20 protein-coding genes are annotated in these 23,938 nt (G+C 59.5%); 7 read left to right on the top strand and 13 right to left on the bottom strand.

The window, feature by feature from the left end; translation table 11 throughout:
- Positions 1–8 precede the first annotated feature (8 nt).
- The 4 genes from fdhD to C0039_RS17650 are packed head-to-tail and all read right to left on the bottom strand — an operon-like array spanning position 9 to position 5,648.
- A complete protein-coding gene (gene fdhD, locus C0039_RS17665) occupies positions 9–797 on the bottom strand; it encodes a formate dehydrogenase accessory sulfurtransferase FdhD (RefSeq protein WP_076000747.1) in 789 nt (262 codons plus the stop codon).
- A complete protein-coding gene (fdhF, locus tag C0039_RS17660) occupies positions 790–3,639 on the bottom strand; it encodes a formate dehydrogenase subunit alpha (protein ID WP_101518817.1) in 2,850 nt (949 codons plus the stop codon). The genes fdhD and fdhF overlap by 8 nt, the downstream gene beginning before the upstream one ends.
- A 12-nt stretch (positions 3,640–3,651) precedes the next feature.
- Positions 3,652–5,178, bottom strand: a complete 1,527-nt coding sequence (locus C0039_RS17655) for a formate dehydrogenase beta subunit (protein WP_076000746.1) — start codon at positions 5,176–5,178, stop codon at positions 3,652–3,654.
- A complete protein-coding gene (locus C0039_RS17650; RefSeq protein ID WP_076002337.1) occupies positions 5,175–5,648 on the bottom strand; it encodes a formate dehydrogenase subunit gamma in 474 nt (157 codons plus the stop codon). The genes C0039_RS17655 and C0039_RS17650 overlap by 4 nt, the downstream gene beginning before the upstream one ends.
- Positions 5,649–5,877: 229 nt before the next feature.
- Between C0039_RS17650 and C0039_RS17645 the strand changes: the two genes are divergently transcribed.
- Genes C0039_RS17645 through C0039_RS17635 form a run of 3 tightly spaced genes read left to right on the top strand, consistent with a single transcriptional unit; the run spans position 5,878 to position 8,121 of the window.
- Entirely contained in the window at positions 5,878–6,702 is an 825-nt protein-coding gene (locus C0039_RS17645; RefSeq protein ID WP_076000745.1) for a crotonase/enoyl-CoA hydratase family protein, read from the top strand.
- A 2-nt stretch (positions 6,703–6,704) separates the two neighbouring features.
- A complete protein-coding gene (yghU, locus tag C0039_RS17640; protein WP_076000744.1) occupies positions 6,705–7,547 on the top strand; it encodes a glutathione-dependent disulfide-bond oxidoreductase in 843 nt (280 codons plus the stop codon).
- Positions 7,548–7,581: 34 nt separating this feature from the next.
- Positions 7,582–8,121 (top strand): retropepsin-like aspartic protease family protein, encoded by a 540-nt coding sequence (locus C0039_RS17635; protein ID WP_084179707.1) that lies wholly within the window; start codon positions 7,582–7,584, stop codon positions 8,119–8,121.
- A 44-nt stretch (positions 8,122–8,165) separates the two neighbouring features.
- On the opposite strand, the gene C0039_RS17630 is transcribed toward C0039_RS17635, so the two are convergent.
- Together C0039_RS17630 and C0039_RS17625 are read right to left on the bottom strand one after the other, a co-directional pair.
- A complete protein-coding gene (locus tag C0039_RS17630) occupies positions 8,166–9,206 on the bottom strand; it encodes a hypothetical protein (protein ID WP_101518816.1) in 1,041 nt (346 codons plus the stop codon).
- A 2-nt stretch (positions 9,207–9,208) separates the two neighbouring features.
- On the bottom strand, positions 9,209–9,961 hold the full coding sequence (locus C0039_RS17625) for a class I SAM-dependent methyltransferase (protein WP_101518815.1): 753 nt from the start codon (positions 9,959–9,961) through the stop codon (positions 9,209–9,211).
- Positions 9,962–10,126: 165 nt separating this feature from the next.
- Here C0039_RS17625 and C0039_RS17620 point away from each other — a divergent pair, with 165 nt between their 5' ends.
- Positions 10,127–11,035 (top strand): haloalkane dehalogenase, encoded by a 909-nt coding sequence (locus C0039_RS17620; protein ID WP_101518814.1) that lies wholly within the window; start codon positions 10,127–10,129, stop codon positions 11,033–11,035.
- A 16-nt stretch (positions 11,036–11,051) separates the two neighbouring features.
- Here the strand turns inward: C0039_RS17620 and C0039_RS17615 are convergent, their stop codons facing one another.
- From C0039_RS17615 to C0039_RS17590, 6 genes are all read right to left on the bottom strand, one after another.
- Positions 11,052–12,857: an acyl-CoA dehydrogenase gene (locus C0039_RS17615; RefSeq protein WP_101518813.1), complete on the bottom strand. Its 1,806-nt coding sequence runs from the start codon at positions 12,855–12,857 to the stop codon at positions 11,052–11,054.
- Positions 12,858–12,940: 83 nt separating this feature from the next.
- Positions 12,941–13,918, bottom strand: coding sequence for an NADPH:quinone oxidoreductase family protein (locus C0039_RS17610; RefSeq protein WP_101518812.1), 978 nt, complete (start codon positions 13,916–13,918; stop codon positions 12,941–12,943).
- 39 nt (positions 13,919–13,957) lie between these two features.
- Entirely contained in the window at positions 13,958–14,878 is a 921-nt protein-coding gene (locus C0039_RS17605; protein ID WP_101518811.1) for an SDR family NAD(P)-dependent oxidoreductase, read from the bottom strand.
- A gap of 118 nt (positions 14,879–14,996) precedes the next feature.
- Positions 14,997–15,461, bottom strand: coding sequence for a MaoC family dehydratase (locus C0039_RS17600; RefSeq protein ID WP_076000737.1), 465 nt, complete (start codon positions 15,459–15,461; stop codon positions 14,997–14,999).
- Between the two features lie 64 nt (positions 15,462–15,525).
- The gene (locus C0039_RS17595; RefSeq protein WP_076000736.1) at positions 15,526–16,809 is read right to left on the bottom strand and encodes a spinster family MFS transporter; all 1,284 of its coding nucleotides are present in this window, start codon (positions 16,807–16,809) and stop codon (positions 15,526–15,528) included.
- An 86-nt stretch (positions 16,810–16,895) separates the two neighbouring features.
- Entirely contained in the window at positions 16,896–17,591 is a 696-nt protein-coding gene (locus C0039_RS17590; RefSeq protein ID WP_076000735.1) for a Crp/Fnr family transcriptional regulator, read from the bottom strand.
- Positions 17,592–17,794: 203 nt separating this feature from the next.
- On the opposite strand from C0039_RS17590, the gene C0039_RS17585 reads away from it, so the two are divergent.
- Both C0039_RS17585 and C0039_RS17580 read left to right on the top strand, forming a co-directional pair.
- Positions 17,795–18,361, top strand: coding sequence for a peroxiredoxin (locus C0039_RS17585; RefSeq protein WP_198171984.1), 567 nt, complete (start codon positions 17,795–17,797; stop codon positions 18,359–18,361).
- Positions 18,362–18,506: 145 nt separating this feature from the next.
- On the top strand, positions 18,507–20,684 hold the full coding sequence (locus C0039_RS17580; protein ID WP_243391654.1) for a carbohydrate-binding family V/XII: 2,178 nt from the start codon (positions 18,507–18,509) through the stop codon (positions 20,682–20,684).
- A 102-nt stretch (positions 20,685–20,786) separates the two neighbouring features.
- Here the strand turns inward: C0039_RS17580 and C0039_RS17575 are convergent, their stop codons facing one another.
- Positions 20,787–21,032, bottom strand: coding sequence for a DUF2164 domain-containing protein (locus C0039_RS17575; protein ID WP_101518841.1), 246 nt, complete (start codon positions 21,030–21,032; stop codon positions 20,787–20,789).
- 294 nt (positions 21,033–21,326) lie between these two features.
- On the opposite strand from C0039_RS17575, the gene mutS reads away from it, so the two are divergent.
- Positions 21,327–23,927 carry a DNA mismatch repair protein MutS gene (mutS, locus tag C0039_RS17570; protein WP_243391653.1) on the top strand — a complete coding sequence of 867 codons (2,601 nt, stop codon included), beginning with the start codon at positions 21,327–21,329 and terminating at the stop codon, positions 23,925–23,927.
- The last annotated feature ends 11 nt before the right edge of the window (positions 23,928–23,938 follow it).

The following is a 23,938-nucleotide window of genomic DNA, read 5'->3' as shown; positions in this document are numbered from 1 at the left end:
TTACCTCGCTATTGAATTCGCTGCTCACCGGTATACACGACCTGCCTGCCGGGCTGCACAAAGCCTACCAGGGTTATACCTGCAGAAACTGCCTGCTCTACCGCCAGCGATGTAGGCGCAGACACCGCGGCCAGTACCGGCACATTGCAGGCTGCAGCCTTGGCCACCATTTCGTAGCCGATTCGACTGGTCAGCAACACAAAGCCGGGCTCTGGAACGACGCCCGCCAGGGCACCCAGCAACTTATCCAGGGCATTGTGTCGGCCCACATCCTCGCGCAACAGCAGGATCTCGCCCTGCGCATTGCACCAGGCAGCGCCGTGCACGCCGCCGGTCAGTTGCTTCAACTCCTGCACCTGCGCCAGGCCTGTCAACGCCCTCTGCAAAGATCCGTGGCTCATCCTGACCCCGGCAGTTACCTGCACGGGGGCCGGTACGGCCTGCTCCAGTGATGCCACCCCACATAGGCCGCAGCCGCTGCGCCCGGTGAGATTACGCCGACGTTGCTTCAATGCAGCAAAAGGCTCACCGGTAATTTCCATCGCAACTTCAATACCCTGTTCGCGCACGAGCACTTCCATACCCAGCAGCTGGCCCGGCTCCCGAAGCAGACCCTCGGACAGGCTGAAACCGAGAGCGAGGTCCTCGAGGTCAGCAGGCGTCGCCATCATCACCGCGTGCGATAGGCCGTTATAGACCAGTGCCACGGGGACCTCCACAACCACGCTGTCGCGGTCCTGTGTCTGCTCGCCTGAGCACCAGACGCGGCGGGAGACCGTAACGGTGCGTTCAACCATCCACCGTCGCCCCGGACAACAATTGCCGCTGGCGTTGATCAAACTGCTGCTGTCGGGCCTGCCAGGCGGAGGGCTCACTGACTTTGCTGGCCTGCACCGCAGTGACCTTGTACTCGGGGCAGTTTGTTGCCCAGTCGGAGTTTTCCGTGGTCACCACATTGGTGCCGGATAACGGGTGATGGAAGGTGGTATAGACCACACCGGGTTTAACCCTGGATGAAATTGCAGCGCGCAACACCGTGCTGCCCGTGCGGCTCTGTATACCCACCCAGTCACCGTCATCAATACCGCGCTCCTGCGCATCGTGGGCGTGAATCTCCAGCAGGTCCTCCTGATGCCACAGCGTATTATCCGTACGCCGCGTCTGGGCGCCAACATTGTATTGGCTGAGGATGCGACCGGTGGTTAGCAGCAGCGGAAAACGCCGGTTGGCGCGTTCGTCCGTGGGCACATATTCCGTGACCGCGAAATACCCCTGCCCGCGCACAAAGCTGTCCACGTGCATGGTGGGCGTCCCTTTGGGAGAACTGGCATTACAGGGCCATTGCACGCTGCCCTGCTCGTCCAGCAATGCATAACTGACACCGGCAAAGGCGGGCGTGAGCCGGGCGATCTCATCCATGATCTGTGCAGGATGCTCATAGGACATCTCGCAACCCAGGGCGTTAGCAAAGGCCAGCGTGGCCTCCCAGTCAGCTTTACCGGAGAGCGATGGCATCACCTTACGCACCCGGGAAATACGACGTTCCGCATTGATGAAGGTGCCGTCTTTTTCGAGAAAGGACGCGCCCGGCAGAAATACGTGGGCGAACTTGGCGGTCTCATTGAGGAAAATATCTTGTACCACCAGGCAATCCAGCGAGCGCAGGGCCGCCTGGACGTGCTGTGTATTCGGGTCGGACTGGGCCACGTCCTCGCCCTGGCAGTACAGCCCGCGAAATTCGCCGTCCACCGCGGCGTCAAACATGTTGGGTATGCGCATGCCTGGCTCAGGGTCCAATTCTACATGCCAGTCATCCTCAAATATGGCCCGCGTTGCGGCATCCATGAGGTGACGGTAGCCGGGCAGCTCGTGGGGAAAGGAGCCCATGTCACAGGCACCCTGTACGTTGTTCTGCCCGCGCAGGGGGTTGACGCCCACGCCTTCCCTACCGAGATTACCGGTGAGCATGGCGAGGTTGGCGATACCCATCACGGCGGTAGATCCCTGGCTGTGCTCGGTTACGCCAAGGCCATAGTAGATCGCGGCATTTCCAGCGTTCGCGTAGAGTCGCGCCGCCGCGCGCAAGGCTTGCGGATCAACTCCCGTTGCATCCGCCAGCGCTTCGGGGGAGTTGTGCGCGGCGCGAATAAACTCACACCATTCCTTGAATGCATCGGCCTCGCAACGCTGGTCAATAAACGCCTGGTCCTGCAGGTTTTCGGTCAGAATCACGTGCGCCAGTGCGTTGAGCACTGCCACATTAGCGCCTGGATTGACCGGCAAATGATAGTCTGCACGTATATGCGGCGCATCAACCAACTCAATCTTGCGTGGATCTATCACAATCAGTTGCGCACCCTGACGCAGACGTCGCTTCAATCGCGAACCAAACACCGGATGCGCCTCGGTAGGATTGGCACCCATCACCAGGATTACGTCGGCTTCATCAACTGAAGCAAATGTCTGTGTACCGGCGGATTCACCCAGCGTGGTTTTTAATCCGTAGCCCGTGGGCGAGTGACACACCCGGGCACAGGTATCTATATTGTTGTTGCCAAAGCCCGCGCGTACTAGTTTCTGTACCAGGTAGACCTCTTCATTGGTACAGCGGCTCGAACTGATCGCGCCAATACTGTTGCGCCCGTATTCAGACTGAATCTGGCGAAAACGTTGCGCAGCAAAGGTAACCGCCTCATCCCAACTGACCACGCGCCAGGGCTGGTCAATGCTGTCTCTTATCATTGGTGTAGTGATGCGATCAGGATGAGTGGCATAACCAAAAGCGAAGCGCCCTTTTACGCAGGCGTGGCCCTCGTTGGCCTTGCCGTCTTTCCACGGTGTCATACGCACCACCGTGTTGCCACGCATCTCCGCTCGAAAGCCGCAGCCGACACCGCAGTAGGCACAGGTGGTGATCTCGGTGTGTCCGGGGATGCCCGTGGCAATAATGCTGTTCTCGGTCAGCGTGGCGGTGGGACATGCGTCGACGCAGGCACCACAGGAGACACACTCCGAGTCAATGAAATCCTTGCCGCCGGCACTCACTTTTGAATCGAAGCCGCGCCCTTCAATGGTCAGCGCAAAGGTGCCCTGGATTTCCTCGCAGGCGCGCACGCAGCGCGAGCAGACAATGCATTTGGACGGGTCGAAGGTGAAGTAAGGGTTGCTCTCATCCTTCTCTGCATCCAGGTGATTGGCGCCGGCGAAACCATAGCGCACATCACGCAGGCCCACTTCACCTGCCGTATCCTGCAGTTCACAGTCACCGTTTGTGGGGCAGGTGAGGCAGTCCAGCGGGTGGTCGGAGATATACAGCTCCATCACGCCCCGGCGCAAACTGGCCAGGGCCGGCGTCTGGGTTTCCACCTGCATACCCTCTTCCACCGGTGTCGTGCAGGATGCGGGGTAGCCTTTGCGACCGGCAATCTCAACCAGGCAGACGCGACAGGAGCCGAAGGTATCCAGAGAGTCGGTCGCACAGAGCCGGGGAACCTTGATGCCGGCCAGGGCCGCAGCACGCATCACCGAGGTGCCAGCGGGGACAGACATTGCAACGCCGTCTACTATCAGGTTAACCGACGATTCCGACTGCACCGCCGGCGTGCCGAAATCCTTCTGTGGTTCGTAGTACTGCAGCATAAGCGAGCCGCCTCAGTGAAAATCTTCGGGAAAGTACTGCAGGGCGCTGCGCACGGGGAGCGGAGTAAGCCCGCCCATAGCGCACAGGGACGCCGATTCCATGGTGTCGCAAAGGTCGTTAAGCAGCGCCAGCTGCGTATCCGTATCATCCCTGGCGATGATCTTGTCAATCACCTCCAGACCGCGCACCGAGCCCACCCGACATGGTGTGCACTTACCGCAGGATTCAGCAGCACAGAATGCCATGGCGAAGCGTGCCTGGGCTGCCATGTCCACGGTGTCGTCGAACACAACCACCCCGCCATGCCCCAACATGCCGCCCATCGCGGCAAAGGCCTCGTAATCCAGCGGCGTATCCCACAGGGGTTCGGGAAGGTAAGCGCCCAGCGGCCCACCTACCTGCATCGCGCGCATGGGGCGCCCGGAACGAGTGCCGCCGCCGAACTGTTCGACGACCTGGCGCAAACTCAGTCCGTAGGGAATCTCCACCAGGCCGCCCCGGCTTATATTGCCCGCCAGTTGCAGGGTCAGCGTGCCCCGCGAACGCCCTTCACCCAGGGCGGCGTAGGCCTGGGCGCCGTCGGCCATAATACTGGCCGCTGCCGCCAGTGTAAGCACATTGTTAACGACCGTGGGCTGGCCGAAGAGTCCCTCATGGGCGGGCAACGGCGGTTTGGCGCGCACCAGCCCACGACGACCCTCCAGACTCTCCAGCAGCGCGGTCTCTTCGCCACAGATATAGGCGCCGGCGCCCAGGCGCAGCTCAAGTTGGAAGCGGTGGTCAGTGTCACAGACACTTTCGCCCAGGTAGCCCGCTGCCTCTGCCTTGGCAATCGCTGTATGCATCACCTCCCAGGCCCGCGGATACTCCGAGCGAAGGTAGATAAAACCGCGCTGCGCACCCACCGCCAGACCGGCGATGACTATGCCCTCGATCAATTGGTACGGATCGGCCTCCATCAACAGACGGTCGGCAAAGGTCCCTGAGTCACCTTCATCGGCATTGCAAACAATGTATTTTTCATCGCCCTGCGCGGCCAGTACGGTCTGCCACTTAACGCCCGCGGGAAACGCGGCGCCGCCGCGACCGCGCAGGCCTGAGCGGGTAATTTCATCGACGATATCTTCAGCAGGCAGGTGTACAGCGTGCTCAAGACCATCGAAACCATGGCGAGCAAGGTAGGACTCCAGGCACAGTGGGTCGTCGAGCCCCGCGCGGGCAAAGGTCAGGCGCTGCTGACCGGCAAACCAGGGGTGCTCCTGCAGATCACCCAGACAAAGTGGATGGCTTGCCCATGCCTGCGTGTCGAGTTCGACAATGCCTGGCACTTCAGCGGCGGAAACCGGGCCGAACCCGACGCGTTGACCGTCACGCTCTATCTCCAGCAACGGCTCCAGCCAGAACGCACCGCGCGATCCGTTGCGCACCAGTGTGACATCATCACGGCCCTGCAACACCGCTGCCAGTGCCCGGGCCACACTCTCGGCCCCGACAGCCAGTGCGGTGGTATCCCGAGGTACAAAGTAACGCGTACTCATGCTACAGGCCCGTTGCCGCGCAACCCGGCAATAATCGAGTCCAGTTTCGTTGCGTCGACTCTGGCCCAGGTCTCATTATCGACGCGAACCGAGGGCGAGCAGGCACAATTGCCCAGGCAGTACACCGCCTCAAGCGTTACCGCGCCGTCAGCAGTGGTCTCGCCAAAATCAACACCCAAGAGTTCACGCGCCCGGCGTTCCAGTTCTCTGCCACCAACAGCCTGACAGGATTCGGCGCGACATACCTGCAGGGTGTGGCGCCCACCAGGCTCGGTTTTCAGGTCATGATAGAAGCTGATCACCCCATGCACCTCGGCGGCAGACAGGTTCATCACCCCGGCAATACCGGGAACCGCTTCGCCCGGGATATAGCCAAAGTCCTCCTGCACAGCTTGCAGCAATGGCAACACCCCCCCCGGGATGTCCTGGTACTGACAAAGCAGTTGCGCTAAACGTCTTTCCGGGTCCAAGCGTTGATCCCCCACATGCTTCTACAGTAAGCAGTATGGCGCATCCTCGCTCGTTCGTCAGCGTAGTTTGACACCCGCGCCCGCACCCACATCCACTACCCCGCCCGCATCCTTTTCGCCGAGAACAGCGGGAGGCGCCCTCGGGGTCATTGCCGTAGCGTGAGCGCTGATAACACCGGCATTTTATGGTTATACTTACGCCCCTCACCTATTTCCCTGGAGAACACTTATGCCTGAATTGGTCACCATCGACATCCAGGACCATGTTGCCCACGTCCGTTTGAACCGCGCGGAAAAAATGAACGCCCTGAGTTGGGGCATGTTCGACGCGATTATCGCTGCAGGCAAATCTGTCGCCGCCAACAAGGACATCCGCGCCGTGGTGTTGTCCGGTGAAGGCCGCGGCTTCTGCGCCGGCCTGGACCTGGAGAACTTCGCCGGCGGTGGCCTGGATGGTGACTTCTTTGGCGAGGGCCGCGGCGGCTTCTGGCCCAACTACTACCAGCAACCGGCTTATGTCTGGAAGGCAGTGCCGGTGCCGGTGATTTGCGCCCTGCACGGCGTCGCCTACGGCGGTGGCCTGCAAATCGCAATGGGGGCCGACATCCGCCTGGCGCAACCCAATACCAAACTCTCAGTAATGGAAATAAAGTGGGGACTGATCCCCGATATGTCAGCATCGCAAACCCTGCGTGACCTGGTGCGACTGGATGTGGCCAAGGAACTCACCTTCACCGGCCGTGTGGTAGAAGCGGAGGAAGCACTGGCGCTGGGCCTGGTCACCCGGTTGGAGGACGACCCTGTCGCCGCAGCGCTGGAAATGGCGCGCGATATCGCCAGCCGCAGTCCCGACGCCATTGCCCTGGGCAAGTACCTGCTGGACAACGCCTGGCACGGGGATGAAACCGAGGGTCTGCGCCTGGAAGAGAAACTGCAGGGCCGTATCATTGCTAAAGGCAACCAGATGGAAGCCGTCATGTCAGCCATGGAGGGACGCGAAGCCAGTTTCGCGCAACGCACGATCAACTCATTCGATGACATCAAGGAACTGTGACCATGACTGATACTCCCTACACGCCACCGCCAGTCTGGAAATGGGAACAGGACGAAAACACCAACCGCTTTTCCAATATCAACCGGCCGGTATCGGGTGCCACGCACGAAAAAGAACGTCCGGTAGGCAAGCACCCACTGCAGCTTTATTCACTGGCCACACCCAATGGCGTAAAGGTCACCATTCTGCTGGAAGAGTTACTGGCGCTGGGTATCAAGGAGGCCGAGTACGACGCCTACCTGGTAAACATCATGGAAGGGGATCAGTTCAGCAGTGGCTTCGTCGAGGTCAACCCCAATTCAAAAATTCCCGCGCTGATGGACCACAGTACCAACCCGCCGACCAGGGTATTCGAGTCCGGGGCGATACTCCTGTACCTGGCTGAGAAATTCGGCGCGTTCCTGCCCACCGACGCAAGCCGGGGAGAGTGCTTGTCCTGGCTTTTCTGGCAAATGGGCAGCGCGCCTTACCTGGGCGGCGGTTTCGGCCACTTCTACGCCTATGCGCCGGAGAGATGGGAGTACCCCATCAATCGCTTCACCATGGAAGTAAAACGCCAGTTGGACGTGCTGGATCAGCGCCTGGCTCAGGTGCCCTGGCTTGCCGGCGATGAATATACCATCGCCGATATGGCGGTCTGGCCCTGGTACGGCGAACTGGTGACAGGGGAGATCTATAACGCACAGGAATTCCTCGATGTGCAGTCCTACAAAAACGTGTTGCGCTGGGCAGCGGATGTAAACGCCCGGCCAGCGGTAAAGCGCGGGCAGCGGGTCAACCGCACCTGGGGACCAGAGGAATTGCGCCTGCCGGAACGTCATGACGCCAGCGACCTCGACATTTAGGGCCGGGTTACCAAACAGCCACCGGGCCTGAATCATGAAACCCGAGGAAACGGTCAGGGAACAGAAGCGCATGGGACTGGGCATGATGGTTCTTGCCTGGATCACCCTGCTGGGTCTTGGTGCATTATTTTTCAGCGATGCCCTGGAACGACAGTTCAACCCCAACCGCGAACTGGAAACCCGCTACTCCGAGGCGGGTGTGCGCGAGGTAGTATTGCAGCGCAATCGCTATGGCCACTACGTCACCAGCGGTGAAATCAATGGCCACCCGGTTACCTTCATGCTCGATACCGGCGCAACCGGCGTCGCCATTCCCGACGCGGTCGCGCAGCGCCTGGGTATCGCCAGAGGCCGCGCCTATCGCACGCAGACAGCCAACGGCACGGCGGTAAGCTACGCCGCGACCCTGGATTCCGTAGCCGTGGGCAATATTGTGCTCCACAATGTGCAGGCAGGCATTGCCCCGGGTATGGGCATCGAGGAAGTGCTGCTGGGCATGTCATTCCTGAAACACATCGAATTTACCCAACGTGGTGATTCTCTGATCCTGCGCCAATACGCACCCCCTTCCTGAGAGACTGCAAAAAATTGCACGGCAGGGCACCGTTGCGGCAGCGTTTACTGCGCCAGGCACCCAACCATGGCAGCGATGGCCTCGAGATCAGTGCCAGCAGGTGCTGGCCGCCGTCCCGTAACACCGCGGTCGATGGCTTTTTCCTGTAGCCACGCCAGCGAATGCTGCGATACGTCAGACATATCCTGTTCAGAGGTAATACCGATATCATCGTCAACACTGATGTCCTCGGTAATCGAAAAGCCAACTCGCCGCTCAAACAGCGTGACCGCATTGGGGCCTGTAGCCAGCAGCGTTTCAAACAGGCTGCTGTGAAAGCGAAAAGGCTCTCCCGGCATTTGCGCCAGTGCCTTCACAATGAGGCGGTCCCCGGGCATCAGGTTGGGATTGAACTTGCGGTAAACATATAGCAGACGCGCAGCGGGCAGGGACAGCCCCGCGTTGTCTTCCCTGGTGGGGATCTCGCCGGAGGGCTCTATATCCAGTACCGCAAGAAAGTGCTTCACCACGTCTCCATCGGGAAAGGCGGCGCTTCCGTATTTATGTATCTGTACGTTGTCTCGGCCAAAAACATCGTCCAGCAGCTCTATCCTGCGGTTATAGCCAAAGTGAAATTTCCTATCCAGGGCGGCGAAGCCATGCTTCAGGCGCTCCTGGTATGCGCTCTCCATTCTCGCCTTCATCGGGCGAAAGTACTGATGAATGATTACTCGCGGATACAAGGCACAGGTAACCTCGCAAAGGTCTTGTAGCTCCTCCAGAGTAAAGGAGCCGATGGACTCGGCAGACAGCACTGAGAGTGGGGCGTCGCTGGCCTGGGCCAGCTTGCCCAGGCGGCGTAGCGCGCGCGTCCGCAATTGGGCAATACCCGCCTCGTCCAGTTCAAGGTGACTGAATGCAGGCAGTTGGGCAAGATCGCGTTTAAATGCGCGCAGCATCCACAACGAAGAATTTGCATTGCCACGGTGCAGGTAATTTACTCCTTCCCCTGCCAGTTCCTCGCGATGCTCGAAAAGATAACGCTGGATGGCCGAAGAGCCCGTTTTATGGCTTCCCGCGTGAATGACCAGCTGCTTTTGCCGCATGCCTACCTCCTTACCCTGGCGATGTACATGCAGTAGCTGTAGAAATCGCTGTACTGACGATAGAGCTCAATCTCAGTCTTCTCCGCCTCCACCAGCGCGGCCGCCTGCGAATCCCCGGGGTGGCGTGCCAGAAAGTCGTCAAAGCTCTCCAGCAAAGGCAGGTAATAATTTTCCATCCAGCAGGCCTCGGGCAACGTGAACGTATCGATCACCTCGTAGCCACTGTTCTCCAACTGTTCGGTTTTTTCAGCCTGCGTTGCGATTTCCGGGTATGCGGCATCCCAGTAGCGCTGCACTGCACCGGGCCGTTCCAGGCTGAGCCAGCTAATTTCCGAGACAAGCAGTATTCCACCAGGCCTCAGCAAACGACGCCATTGACGTACGCCCTCAGCAAAACCGATATTGTAAACAGCGCCCTCAGACCAGACCACGTCGAACTCGCCATCAGCGAAAGGCAGCTTGTCCATCGAGCCAACCAGGGCTTTTATGCTTCCGGACAAGCCCTCTCTCGCGGCATTGTCCCTGAGCACTTCAATGAAATCGGGGAGCAGGTCAACCGCTGTAATACTGGCGTCCTGCATCTTCGCCAGCTGGAGACTCGCGGCGCCGGTGCCACAGCCGATATCGACAATCCGCAGAGCGCCAGCGCCGCGCAGACCGGCGAGCTCAACTGCCCTGGCGGTGACTTCCTCACTGCCAGGTCCCTGGCGCTGCTGGTGTTTGTGCAGGTCAACCAGAAGGGACAACTCTTCCATGTCTGTTCCTTAAAAATACGCAAATACGATGCACAACCCGTTCAATTCATGCAGTCTAACATCCACAAACTGTCGAATCATGAGCTATGCTGGTGGCAGCATGCTACCCATGTCCATTCCCCTGCACCCCGGGGCGGCAACCTGAACCTGACTCGAGGAGTTACCATGGATTACCTGAGAACGCCTGATGAGCGTTTTGACAACCTGGCTGGCTATGCCTTCAAACCCAACTACCTGCAGGTCGCGGACGGTGAGGGGGGAGAGTTGCGTGTGCACTACCTCGATGAGGGCCCCCGCAATGCAGACCCGGTACTGCTGATGCACGGGGAGCCCTCGTGGAGCTTCCTGTATCGAAAGATGATCCCGGGGCTGCTTGCTGCCGGCCACCGCGTGGTCGCACCAGACCTGGTCGGGTTCGGACGCTCAGACAAGCCCACCCAACGCGAGGACTATACCTACCAGCGTCACGTGAACTGGATGCAGTCCGTATTGGACCAACTGGAGCTGAACGCAATCACACTATTCTGCCAGGACTGGGGCGGTCTTATAGGGCTGCGCCTGGTTGCGGAAAACCCTGACCGATTCGCCCGCGTCGTCGCCGGGAATACCATGCTGCCCACCGGCGATCGTGACCTGGGTCAGGCCTTTATCGACTGGCGCAATTTTTCTCAACAGGTACCCGAGTTTCCGGTGTCGAAGATCATCGACGGCGCCACGACCACGGAACTGGATGCGGACACCCTGCGGGGTTACGATGCACCCTTTCCCGACGAGAGCTACAAGGAAGGCGCCCGACAGTTCCCCACCCTGGTGCCGGCCACTCCCGACGATCCGGCAAGCGAGAAAAACCGCGCTGCCTGGGATGTCCTGGAGCAATGGCAGAAGCCGTTTCTCACTGCATTCAGCGACTCGGACCCGATCACCGCCGGCGGCGATGCAGTCATGCAGAAGCTGATTCCCGGCTGCCAGGGCCAGGCCCACACCATCATCGAGAATGGTGGTCACTTCCTGCAGGAAGACCAGGGCGAGAAACTCGCCGAGGTGGTGAATACGTTTATTGCCGCCACGCCGTGAGCATCACGCCAGGGGATCAGAACCAGTCGTTCTGCATCCCCAGGCAGGTGTCGTCCAGATTCATCAGCAGCGTTGACCAGGCCCCAATCTCCGGCAGTTCATAGCGGAAGAAGTAACGCATGGCCTGCAATTTCCCACGGTAAAACGCCACATCCGCGTCATGCGGCTGGCCTGCCAGCGCAGCAGACGCGACCAGACCCTGCCTGAGCCACATCCAGGCGATCACCACATGACCGAACATGTCCAGGTACTTGACAGAATTGGCTAGCACCAGGTCGATGTCCTGCTCTCCCATCGCAGCCAGCAGAAATTCGGTAGTCTGATTCACCGTCGCCACCGCAGCCTCCAACTCATATGCATACACAGACAACTCTTCTACCTGTTTGGCCTGCGCGATACTCTCACCAATGGCCCGCAAGCAGGCGCGATAGCCGGCCAGGTTATTCTGCGGCACTTTGCGCGCCAGCAGGTCCAGGGACTGGATTCCGGTGGTGCCTTCGTGAATGGGATTGAGACGGTTGTCGCGATACATCATCTCTACCGGGTGTTCGTTGACGTAGCCGGAGCCGCCCAGTACCTGTATCGCATGGTAATTGGCTTTGGGGCCGTATTCCGAGGGCCAGGTCTTGATAATCGGCGTCAGGAAGTCGAGCAGCTCATGCGCCGCAGCTCGCTCCTCTTCCGTGGGAGCCGTATGCTCATCATCGGCCAGCTGGGTGCCCATCAGGCACAGCGCGTAAGCCCCTTCAGCATAGGCTTTTTGCAACAGCAGCATCCGTTTTACATCGGCGTGTTCGATAATATTCACCGGTGGTGCCAGGGGATCCTTGGCCGAGGGCAGTCTCCCCTGGGGCCGCTCCCTGGCGTAGTCCAGCGAATACTGATAGCCGCACAGGGCGGTGGAGGCGGCCATGGTGCCCACCATGATCCGCGCTTCATTCATCATGTGGAACATGTACATCAGGCCGCGGTTTTCCTCGCCCACGAGGTATCCAATGGCGCCGCCTTTCTCACCGAAATTCAACGCCGTCGAGGTTTGGCCTCGTCCCCCCATCTTGTGAAACAGACCGGCCAGTTGCACGTCATTCCGCGCGCCCAGGCTGCCGTCATCATTGACCAGGAACTTGGGCACGATAAACAGGGAAATACCTTTCACACCCCTGGGCGCACCTTTCACTCTGGCCAGTACCAGGTGAACGATGTTCTCGCTGAGCTCGTGGTCACCACCCGATATCCAGATCTTGTTCCCGGTTATCTGGTAGGTACCATCATCCCGTGGTACCGCGGTGGTGGTCAGGTCCGCCAGGCTGGACCCCGCCCCGGGCTCACTCATGGCCATAGTGCCGGCAAAGCGCCCGCTTCGCTGTGGCTCTACCCACTTTGCTTTTTGCGCCTGTGTACCATGCGCCTCTATCAGGTTGGCATTGGCACTGGTCAGCCCAATGTAGCCCATCGTGGTACTGCCCGCGGCGTTGAGATAGGCATAAACGGCAGAGGTCGCAAGCGGCGGTAGCTGCATGCCGCCCATCTCGTAGTCCGCGCCCGGAGAGGCAAGACCCGCTTCAATCACCGCGTCAAGCGCCTGCTTGATCTCGGGAATCATCTGCACTTTTTCACCGTCGAAAGTCGGTTGATTGGTGTCGATCTTTTGCCTGAACGGCAGAAAGTACTTTTCGGCGATGGTTTCCGCCACGTCCAGGGCAGCGTCTATGGTTTCACGGTTGTGATCGCTGTAGCGTTCCCGCGTGAGGCTTGACTCAACATCAAACACTTCATAGAGCATGAATTTCAGGTCGCGTCGGTCAAGCAGCGGGGCTGGCATGGTATCTCCTCAGGTCAGCATTCTATGGGTATGAAGCAGTGCGACCGGGCGATCGCGGACGGTCGCCCGGTGAGTGTTGGCTATCAGGTAGTAAGAATCACCTTGCCGCGGGCCTTGCGGTCGATCAGGCAGTTGAAGGCTTCCTCATACTGTTCCAGCGGGAAACAGTCTGTCACTACCGGGTTCAACTTGCCGGCGTCGAACAGTGCCCAGAGTTCCTCTCCATTCTGCATCTGAACCTCCGTCTCCTCTCCAGAGAAGCGGCCCCAGAACACACCGACAATGGAGCAGCCCTTGAGCAGCGCCAGATTCAGCGGAATAGCTGGAATCGGGCCACTGGCAAAACCAATCACCAGAAAACGTCCGTTCCACGCCATGCTGCGCACAGCCGGCTCGGAGTAATCGCCGCCAACCGGGTCGTAAACCACGTCGACGCCCTTACCGTCGGTCAGTTCGCGCACCGCGTCCTTTAACGAGACTTCGCTGTAGTTGATCAGTTCATCGGCACCCAGCTGCTTGCACAGCTCCAGTTTCTCAGCGGAGCTGGCCGCTGCGATCACCCTGGCGCCCATCAGCTTACCCAGTTCCACTGCCGTGGAACCGACACCGCCAGCTGCACCCAGCACCAGGAGCGTTTCGCCCTTTTTCAGGTTGGCGCGTTGCTTGAGTGCGTAGTATGAGGTGAAATAAGTGATGCACACGCCCGCGGCCTGCTCGAAGCTCAACGCCTCGGGCATGGGAAAAACACCGAATTCGTTGGCCAGTACTTTCTCACTGAACGCACCGACACCTGCGGCCGCTATCACCTTGTCACCGACCTTGTAACGCGAGACTTTGCTACCCACCGCGCTGACAACGCCAGCGCACTCCCCGCCGGGGATAAACGGCATTTCCGGCTGGTGCTGGTACTTGCCCTGAATCATCAGCACATCGGGGAAGTTAAGACCCGCCGCCTTGACGTCGACGATGACATCGTGCTCACCCGGCTCAGGCTCCGACCAATCCGTTACCAGTTCCAGTTTGTCGGGCAGGCCCAGTTCCTTGCAGACTAGCGCTTTCATAATCGTCTCTCCTAAAGTGTTGTAAATGACGGCGCCGGCTTACTTGTCCACCAGGCCCAGACCTTCCATCGCCTTACCGGTGAATTTCACGGTCTGCTCAAAACCTGCCTCCGGCTGACGCTCGCCCTCTACCGATGCAATAGCGTCCCAGTGAGCGGCAATTCCCTCGGGGGTCTGCTCCCCGGGCGGCAGCCATGCCCCATCCGTCTCCACTATCCTGGCCACAGCATAGGCACCGGCTCCAGCGCACATGATGGTCTTATTGGGGGCATCCTCGCTCACCAGGTAAAGTACGGCCGGTGTCACGGTTTCCGGAGTTAGTAAGGCGAAAGCCTCCTCGGGAATAAGGCCTTCAGTCATGCGCGTGCCGGCAGTTGGCGCCAACGCGTTTACGCGGATGTCGTACTTTGCGCCTTCCTGTACCAGCGTGTTCATCAGGCCAATCACGCCCATTTTCGCACTACCGTAATTAGTCTGGCCAAAGTTGCCGTAGAGACCGGACGATGAGGTGGTCACCACAATGCGCCCATAAGCCTGGTCGCGCATCACATCCCAGCATGCCTTGGAGCAGTTGACGGTGCCCATCAGGTGCACGTCCAACACCAGCCGGAAGTCCTCCAGTGAACCCTTGGCAAAACTCTTATCACGCAAAATGCCGGCATTGTTGACCAGGATGTCCACCCGGCCCCACTTGTCCACAGTCTGCTTCACCATGGCCTCTACCTGGCCATAGTCAGCGACGTTGGCACCATTGGCCATGGCTTCACCGCCAGCGGCCTCGATCTCGGCCACCACGGCAAGTGCCGCCTCGGAGCCGCCGCCTGAGCCGTCGAGGTTACCGCCCAGGTCGTTGACCACGACTTTGGCACCCCGCTTGGCCAGTTCTATAGCGTGACTGCGACCCAGACCCTGGCCCGCGCCGGTAACAATGGCAACTTTGCCGTCATAGCGAATAGACATGATTTACTCATCCTCTTGTAGAAACAAATTTGCGATGCCTGCGTAACTTCCACAAAGTGCACTACGCAACACGCAATAAATGGGGGTTACCGCTGCAGCGGTAACACAAGCACTGCTCTCAGCCGGCGACAACCATCGACAACCACTCAGCCACCAATGCCGGGGTTTCTTCGCCTTCAATCTCCACCGAGATACCCTGCTTGATAAGGAATCGACTGCCGTCCTTGGTCGTCACATCCAGCACTTCCGCGTGGACGCGCACTCGCTTGCCCGCACGCACCGGGGCAAGGAAACGCACCTTGTCGAAGCCGTAGTTGATGCCCATGACCACGTTTTCAGGGGCGATTCCTATACCCTCGATCATCTTCACCAACATGGACAGGGTGAGAAAGCCATGGGCAATGGTTCCACCGAAGGGTGTCTGGGCAGCTTTCTCTTCGTCAATATGAATAAACTGGTGGTCTTCTGTGCAGTCCGCGAATGCGTTGATGCGCTGCTGGTCCAGCGTCACCCATTTACCGGGTTCGAACTTCTTGCCGATTTCGTTGACCAGTTCGTCCTTGGGTACGATTCTCATTGCCATGCCGTGCTCCTGTGTAGACAGAAAAGGGGAGCAACATCCTAGCAACACCGCAGGCTTACATCTGTCACCTGGGTGACATCTCCAGGCCTTGTGCCAGGTCGCCAGGCAGGCGCCGGGCGGCGAGCAAATACAGGACAATGGAGGGCGAACTCAACAGCGCCACAGTGAGCATGGCGTAGCGGAGACTGTCCTCCCCGAAGCGCGGCTGGTACCAATCGCTGAGCAGGCCGGCGGTCAGCGGGCCCAGTCCCAGGCCAATGAGGTTGAGAATAAAGAACAGGATGGCAGAGGTCTGTGCGCGCATCGCCGGCGGCACAATGCCATGGGAAATAGCCAGAGCCGGGCCCAGGTAAGTATTCATCGCGATAGACAGAAAGAACGACACGCCGAGCACGACGGCGGTATTGTCCAGCAGCAGGTAGGGAAAACTCAGGGGAATGGCGAGCATGCCGGAAATCGCCGGCACCCAGAGATACCAGCGCCGGTCCGAATGCCCCACCCTGTCGGCTATAAAACCACCGAGAAAGGTACCCACCATACCGGCAAATCCACCGACGAAAGCCAGGACCAATCCCACCTCGCCTACCGTAAAACCGTGGTTGCGCATGAGGAAAGACGGCGCGAAGTTACCGCTGCCATAGCCGGCAAAGGCCGAGAGGCCGGTAGCCAGGGTCAGGTACCAGAACGAGCGATAGCCGGAGAGTGTTTTCAATGTCTCGGCCAGGGTCGGCTTGTGGACTTGTTGTACTGCGCCCTCCCAGCGACCGCGCGGCGGCTCCTGCACGGTTAAAAAGAACACCAATGCCAGCAGGATGCCCGGTATGCCTACCGAAAAGAAGGCGACACGCCAGCCGAAGTACTGGCTGACAACGCCCCCAACGATAAATCCCAGCAAAATTCCCAGGTGCACACCCGTGGAATAGATTGCCATGGCCGTGCCACGCTGGTGGGCAGGATAGTAGTCACTGATCATGGCATGGGCAGGAGGGCTGCCACCTGCCTCACCAATACCCACACCAATGCGCGCCAACAAAAGGTGGGTGTAATTTTGCGCCAGACCGGAGAGCGCGGTCATGCCACTCCACACGGTCAGCGCCCCGGCGATTATGTTGCGCCGGTTGGTTCGGTCAGCCCACCAGGCAATGGGAATCCCCGCCGTAATGTACACCAGGGCGAAGGAAAAACCGCTGAGCAGCCCCAACTGGGCGTCTGACAAGCCCATTTCCAGCTTGATCGGTTCCTGCAGGATCACCAGTATCTGGCGGTCTACGAAGTTGAAAGCGTAGACCAGGGTCAACATGAACAGGCCGTAACGCGCAGCGCCCTGGCTAACACTGGGTGTTGTCATAGAGGTGTTACCCGGTTGTTGTTATTGTTTATTGATCAACATCCTAACAGGAACCGAGGGGCAGAGCTGTGGCAACGGAAGGTGCTTTAGCCAGGCTCGACCTCAGCCAATAGCCCATCCCGGTCGCGGACCACAACCCGGTCGTCACGGGTCTCGATAAGGCCCTGTTCAGTGAAGGTGCGCAAAACTTTGTTCACACGCTGACGTGACCCCAGGGACAAGCGCGCGAGATCGTTCTGGGTCAGTTTGATATCGATTCGCGTGCCCGACTCGTCCGCCACGCCGAATTCGTCGGCAAAACTCAGTAGCCGCGATGCCACCCGGGCACGCAGTGGGTAAAACAACATACCGCCCAGCAGGCCGTATAGCTTGCGCGTGCCGGCGACATGATCGTGGAAGAGGTTGCGGTACATCAACGGATAGGCATCGGCCACCTCCAGGACAACCTGGCGGGGAATGGCGAGCACGTCTGCCGCGGTCATGGCCTGCACCGAGGTGACGCGCGGCGCATCGTTGGCCAACACGGGCTCACCGAACCAGAAACCATGACTGAGATCGATAATCGCAAAGTCATGCCCTTCACTACTGGAAATGGCGACGCGCAGGCGACCGGTGACGACACAGAAAACCTCCTGGGTGACCTGACCCTCGCTGTAGACCTGACTGCCCCGTGGATAAGGGCGAATAGTGGCGGATGCAGCGAGTTGCTGCAAAGCATCCCCGGGCAGGCCGGTAAACCAGGGCGAATCCGCAACGACGTCCAGAGGCCGGATATCAACCATAAACAGCAAACCTGTGAGTTAAGGTCACCACGTTCTCCCTGGCGATGCCCCTCCCCTGAAGTAGAAAGAGACTCATACTACCAGTGACCGGATGATAGTAAAAAACGAGGGCGTCACATAGTCATAATTAATTAGATAAGCTAGTAGCCATTGTCTATATTTATAAACAAATCACTGACGATCACAAGGAGATCATCATGCCAATGCTTGAACGAGTCCCTAATGTTACCTTCAAGACCCGCGTTCGCGACGAGTCCGTGGATGGGCCCAACCCGTTCCGCTGGGAAGACAAAACCACCGACGATATCTTCGCTGGCAAAAAAGTCGTGGTGTTCTCATTGCCCGGCGCCTTCACCCCCACCTGCTCATCCAACCACCTGCCCCGCTACGAGGAACTGTATGCGGACTTCCAGGCCCAGGGCGTAGACGAGATCGTCTGTGTTTCCGTGAATGACGCCTTCGTTATGTTCCAGTGGGGCAAGAGCATCGGCAACGAAAAGATCTTCCTGCTGCCCGACGGCAACGGTGAATTCACCCGCAAGATGGGCATGCTGGTGGACAAGTCCAACCTCGGCTTCGGTATGCGCTCATGGCGCTACTCCATGGTGGTGGACGATGGGGTGATTGAAAAGATGTTCGTCGAGGCAGACTTCGGCGACAACTGCCCCACAGATCCCTTCGAGGTCTCCGACGCGGACACAATGCTGGCCTACCTCAAGGGCTCAGACGCACCCGGCGTCTCCGAGCCACGCAAAGCCTTCGAGGGCTGACGCCTGCTGCAGGCTGTCCATTGGACAGTCCGCGCTTCCCACCTATAATCCTTGTTCACTTAATGCTATCCGCAGCAGGCGTGGTGCTATCCGGCACTTGCCTGCGCCAGTCCACACAGCGGCTGCGGCGGGACAAGGGGGCACATTGCATATTTTCCGACACGCTCTGATCGCGCTTGGCTTTGCCGCGCTTTCCTTGATCGCACTCTCCGCCCGGGCGCTGGACTGGCCACAGGAAGTGGTTGCAGAAAAGGGCACCATCATCGTTTACCAGCCCCAGCCAGAGACCTTCAAGGGCAATCAACTCACCGGCCGCGCAGCGATGGCCCTGGTACCCGGGGATGGCGGCGAGCAGATCTTTGGCACCTTCTGGTTTGAAGCGCGTATAGACACCGGCCAAAGCGCAGACACCGCACTGGTGCGCGACCTGAAGGTCCGCGAAGTACGCTGGCCAGAGTCAAAAGACGCCGGTGAGCAGCGTTTCACGGCCATCGTTGAAGCAGCGATACCCGACGCCGGGTTTGAGATTTCCAGAGAGCGACTCGCGGCCAGCCTGGCCACGGCCGAGCTGGAGGAAAAGAGCCTGGAGAATCTCAACAATGATCCGCCGAAAATTGTCTTTCGGGAGCAATTGGCAGTGCTGCTCAGCTACGACGGTGAGCCGAAGTACGCCGATATCGACAACAGCAGCTACCAGCGTGTAATCAATGCACCTATCGCCGTGGTGCGCGACAAGGGCGGCAAACACTACGTCACCAATGGCAAACTCTGGTATCAGTCCAAGTCTGCCATGGGTCCCTGGACACCCACCACTACACCACCGGCAGACCTGGTGAAAGCCATGCCCGGCCCCGATACAGAAACCCGGGACTGGCCCACACCGCCGGAAATTGTGGTCGCCACAGAGCCGACTGAGCTGATCGTTACCGACGGCGCGCCAGAGTGGAAGCCCATGGAGGGCGGCGAGGTACTCTATGTCACCAATACCGAGTCCCCGTGGCTGCGTGACCTGCCCACCGGCAATATGTATCTGCTGCTTTCCGGGCGCTGGTTTCGCGCCAAGAGTACAAACGGCCCCTGGACCTTCGTACCTGCAGATGGCCTGCCCGCGGCGTTTGCCAACATTCCCCCCGCTTCCGAGATTGGCGGCTTGCGTACCTCAGTTGCCGGCACGCCCGAGGCCGAGGAAGCCGTGCTCGACGCACAGATCCCGCAGACCGCAGCGATCAGTCGCGACGCCACCCTGACCGTGAATTACGAGGGAAAGCCGAAATTCGAGGATATCCCGGGCACCCAGGTCGCCTATGCAGTGAATACCGCCACCCAGGTTCTGGCTGTGGAGGGGAAATACTATGCGGTCGATAACGGCGTGTGGTTCACCGCAGCCAAAGCCACCGGCCCCTGGGCAGTCGCTGACAGTATTCCCAGCGACGAAATCAAGAAGATCCCCGCCAGTTCACCCGTATACAACACCACCTACGTGAACGTGTACGAGTCCACTCCGGAGGTTGTTTACGTGGGCTACACCCCGGGATACCTCTGGTCCTTCCCCTACTACGGCGTACCTGTATACGGTTCTGGCTGGTATTACCGGCCCTACCCCGGCCCCTGGTACTACCCACGCCCACCCACCTGGGGCTTCAATGTCGGTTACAACCCCTGGACGGGCTGGAGCTTCGGCCTGAGCTGGAGCAGCGGTTTCTTTAATTTTGGCGTCAGCTGGGGTGGCGGCTACTACAACAATTACCATCGCGGATGGTACGGCGGCGGCTACCGTGGCCCCACGGTGATCAATACCGGGGACATCAATATCGGTAACAATATCAACGTGGGTAATCGCGTGGATATAGGCGACAGGATCAATCGCAACGAGCTCAACGTCGGCCGCGACGGCCTGAATCGGGACAGCCTGTACGACCGGGCAGAAAACCGTGATCGCAAGGCCAGCCCGCAAGCGGTGCAGCGCGACCTGAAGCGCGCCACCTCCAACAACAAGCTGAAGAACAATGTCTATGCCGACCGCGACGGTCGCGTGGTCAGAAACGAGGACAATCAGTGGCAGACACGTGACAAGGGCGGCTGGAAACAGGACGCCGACCTCAACCGCCCGGCAACCCGGGAACGCGAGAAACCGGCCACTCGCGATGTCGCTAAACCGGCCAGCCGGGATATACAGAAGCCCGCTTCACGGCCTGCGAGCTACAATCGCCAGCGCGACATGGAAAGCGCCAGGCGAGCGCGCACTAACGGTGCGCGACATGAGCGCAACCGCCCTACACAACACCGGCAAATGCAGCGTCAACCGCGCAACATGCGTCGCTAGCGCCGCGCCAGGCCGGGGATTCACCCCGGCCCCCGGGGCACTGGCTGCTGCACTGGCCCAGCCGCAGTCTTTGACGAAATTGTGCCCGGCACTTCTGCGGGCTCAGGTTTCCGCCTGTTCCAGCTCCTGGATCAGGTAGCCGATGTCTTCGGCCTTCTCGTTAAACACCTGCTGGGCGTCATGCAGGCCACGATTGTAAAAATACGCGCCCAACTCGCGGGCAAAGAAATCGATTAGAAACTCCGCTTCAAAACTGCCAATATCCTGCTGCAGTTCCTCGTTTACGTAGGCTTTGACTTTGCCCACCATGCGGTCTTTTTGCTCGGCTGAAAAGGCGATTTTGTCCATGGTCATCATCGGTTGGGTGCGGATTGTGCCGCACACTGTGATCGAAACAACGCCCGGATACAATCTACCTGACCCTCTATATTCGCTTACGGCCTGTTGAAGTGGCGGTAAAGCTCGTGAGCCCAGGGCGACTGATCAGGCAAGACATTCCCAGCGCCACTCCCATACCAACGGTTGGCGAGCATCTTGCCCTGATTCAGTGATAATATTGGCGGTCTTCTCCAGCGGCCCTGTACTGCGCCAAACCCGCCGGCAGACGCGCTTACTGGCAGTACCACGAACATAAAGACATCCATGAAGACAACTGAACAAGCCAAGCAAACCGGCCACACCCCAATGATGACGCAGTACCTGGCCATCAAGGCGGAGCACCCCCGCGACCTCGTGTTCTATCGCATGGGCGATTTCTACGAACTGTTCTACGACGACGCCAAGCGAGCGGCGGACGTACTCGATATCACCCTCACCGCGCGCGGTAAATCCAATGGCGAGCCGATACCCATGGCCGGCGTGCCCTACCACGCCGCCGAGGGCTACCTGGCCAGGCTGGTAAAAGCGGGTATATCCGTGGCTATCGCTGAACAGATAGGTGACCCGGCCACCAGCAAGGGGCCCGTAGATCGAGCAGTGGTGCGCGTGGTTACCCCGGGCACGCTGTCTGATGAAGCATTGCTGGACGAGCGTACAGACAAGCTGTTACTCGCCGTTTCCCAGCGTGGAGAGCAATACGGCATCGCCCACCTCGACCTGAGTAGCGGGCGTTTCCGGGTGCTGGAGCTGAGTGGCGATGAAGCCCTCAGTGGTGAATTACAGCGTCTTGCCCCTGCTGAAACCCTGTATTGCGACACCATCGGTCACACCGCCATCACCAGCCGTCCAGGCTCTCGCGCCCAGCCCGAATGGGAATTCGACAGCGAAAGCGCACGCCGCGCCCTGAATGCGCAGTTCCAAACACATGATTTACAGGGTTTTGGCTGCGATGGTCTGGACCTCGCCATTGGCGCCGCCGGCTGCCTGCTGCAATACGTGAAGGACACGCAACGCTCCAGCCTGCCGCACATTCGCAGCCTGAGTCACGAGAGCCGGGAGGCCAGCGTTATTCTCGATGCGGCCACTCGCCGTAACCTGGAAATCGATGTGAACATGGCCGGCGGCGACAGTAACACCATCTACTCTGTGCTGGACAAGTGCGTGACCGCAATGGGCAGTCGCCTGCTGCGGCGCTGGCTGCACCGTCCCCTGACCGATATTGCAACGCTTGAGGCCCGTCAGGATGCTATCGGTGCGCTGTGCACCAACTACCACTACGAGCCCGTGCGCGCCTCGCTCAAACCCATAGGCGACATGGAGCGCATCCTCACCCGCGTCGCACTGCGCAGCGCACGCCCGCGGGACCTGTCACGACTGCTCAGCTCGCTGGCCGCACTGCCCCCTCTGCGCGCTGAACTGGGCCACTGCGAGGCGCGCCGCCTGGATGAGCTCGGCACTCTCGCGAACGATTATCCGAACCTGGTGGAACTGCTGCACCGGGCGATAATCGACAACCCTCCCGTGGTGATACGCGAAGGCGGTGTTATCGCCGACGGATATGATGAGGAACTGGACGAGTTGCGCAAACTCAGTACCGGCGCCGCCGACTACCTGCTGGAGATTGAACGGCGTGAGCGTGAAGCCACCGGCATCTCCACGCTCAAAGTAGGCTACAACCGCGTGCACGGTTACTACATTGAGATTGGCCGCGCTCAATCGGAGAAAGCGCCCACAGAGTATATTCGCCGCCAGACCCTGAAGAACGCAGAGCGCTTTATCACCCCGGAATTGAAGGCGTTTGAGGACAAGGCGCTGTCCAGCAAGAGCCGCGCGCTGGCGCGCGAAAAAGCACTTTATGACGCCTTGCTCGAAACACTGAACGAACACCTGGCTGCCCTGCAGGACACAGCAGCCGCTGTTTCCGAAATCGACGTGCTGACCTGCCTGGCAGAACGAGCCGACAACCTTGGCCTGTGTCGGCCGCAATTTTGTGAAGAGACTGTATTTGAAGTCAGCCAGGGCCGACACCTGGTCGTGGAGCAGGTCCTCGAAGAACCGTTTATCGCCAACGACACACTGCTCGACGCCTCACGGCGTATGCTGCTGATTACCGGGCCTAACATGGGCGGCAAGTCGACCTATATGCGGCAGAACGCCGTCATCGCCCTGCTCGCACATATCGGCAGTTACGTGCCTGCCAGCGCAACAAAACTGGCGCCGCTGGATCGGATTTTTACCCGCATCGGCTCATCGGATGACCTCGCCTCAGGCCGTTCCACCTTTATGGTGGAAATGACTGAGACCGCCAACATCCTGCACAACGCCACACCGCGTTCACTGGTATTAATGGATGAAGTCGGTCGTGGCACCAGTACCTTCGACGGCCTGAGCCTGGCCTGGGCAGCGGCGGTAGAACTGGCGCAGAAGGTGCAGGCCTTCACCCTGTTCGCGACCCACTACTTCGAACTGACAGCCCTTCCCGAGCTGTGCCCCACCATGGCCAACGTGCACCTCGACGCCACCGAGCATCAGGATCACGTGGTATTCCTCCACCATATTCAGGAGGGCCCGGCCAACCGCAGCTTCGGGCTGCAGGTGGCCAAACTGGCCGGGATTCCCACACCCGTGCTGCAGGCAGCCAGCGAAAAGCTGCAGGAGCTCGAAGACGCAAGACCCGCTGAGGGTGGTTCTGTCGTTGTCACCGCGACAGCAGCACAGGCAAAAAAGACCGCTTCTCCCCAGGTCGACCTGTTCAGCGCGCCTGCGCCGCACCCGGTAGTAGACGAGTTGGAAGCACTGGACGTGGACAACCTGAGCCCAAGACAGGCCCTGGAAACACTCTACGCCCTGAAAGGAAAACTGTAAGCGGGCCTGCA

This window comes from Pseudohalioglobus lutimaris (genome assembly GCF_002866825.1).
Classification (GTDB): domain Bacteria; phylum Pseudomonadota; class Gammaproteobacteria; order Pseudomonadales; family Halieaceae; genus Halioglobus; species Halioglobus lutimaris.
Note: the sequence above shows the minus strand (reverse complement) of the source record. Positions and strands in the feature narration are given on the sequence as shown.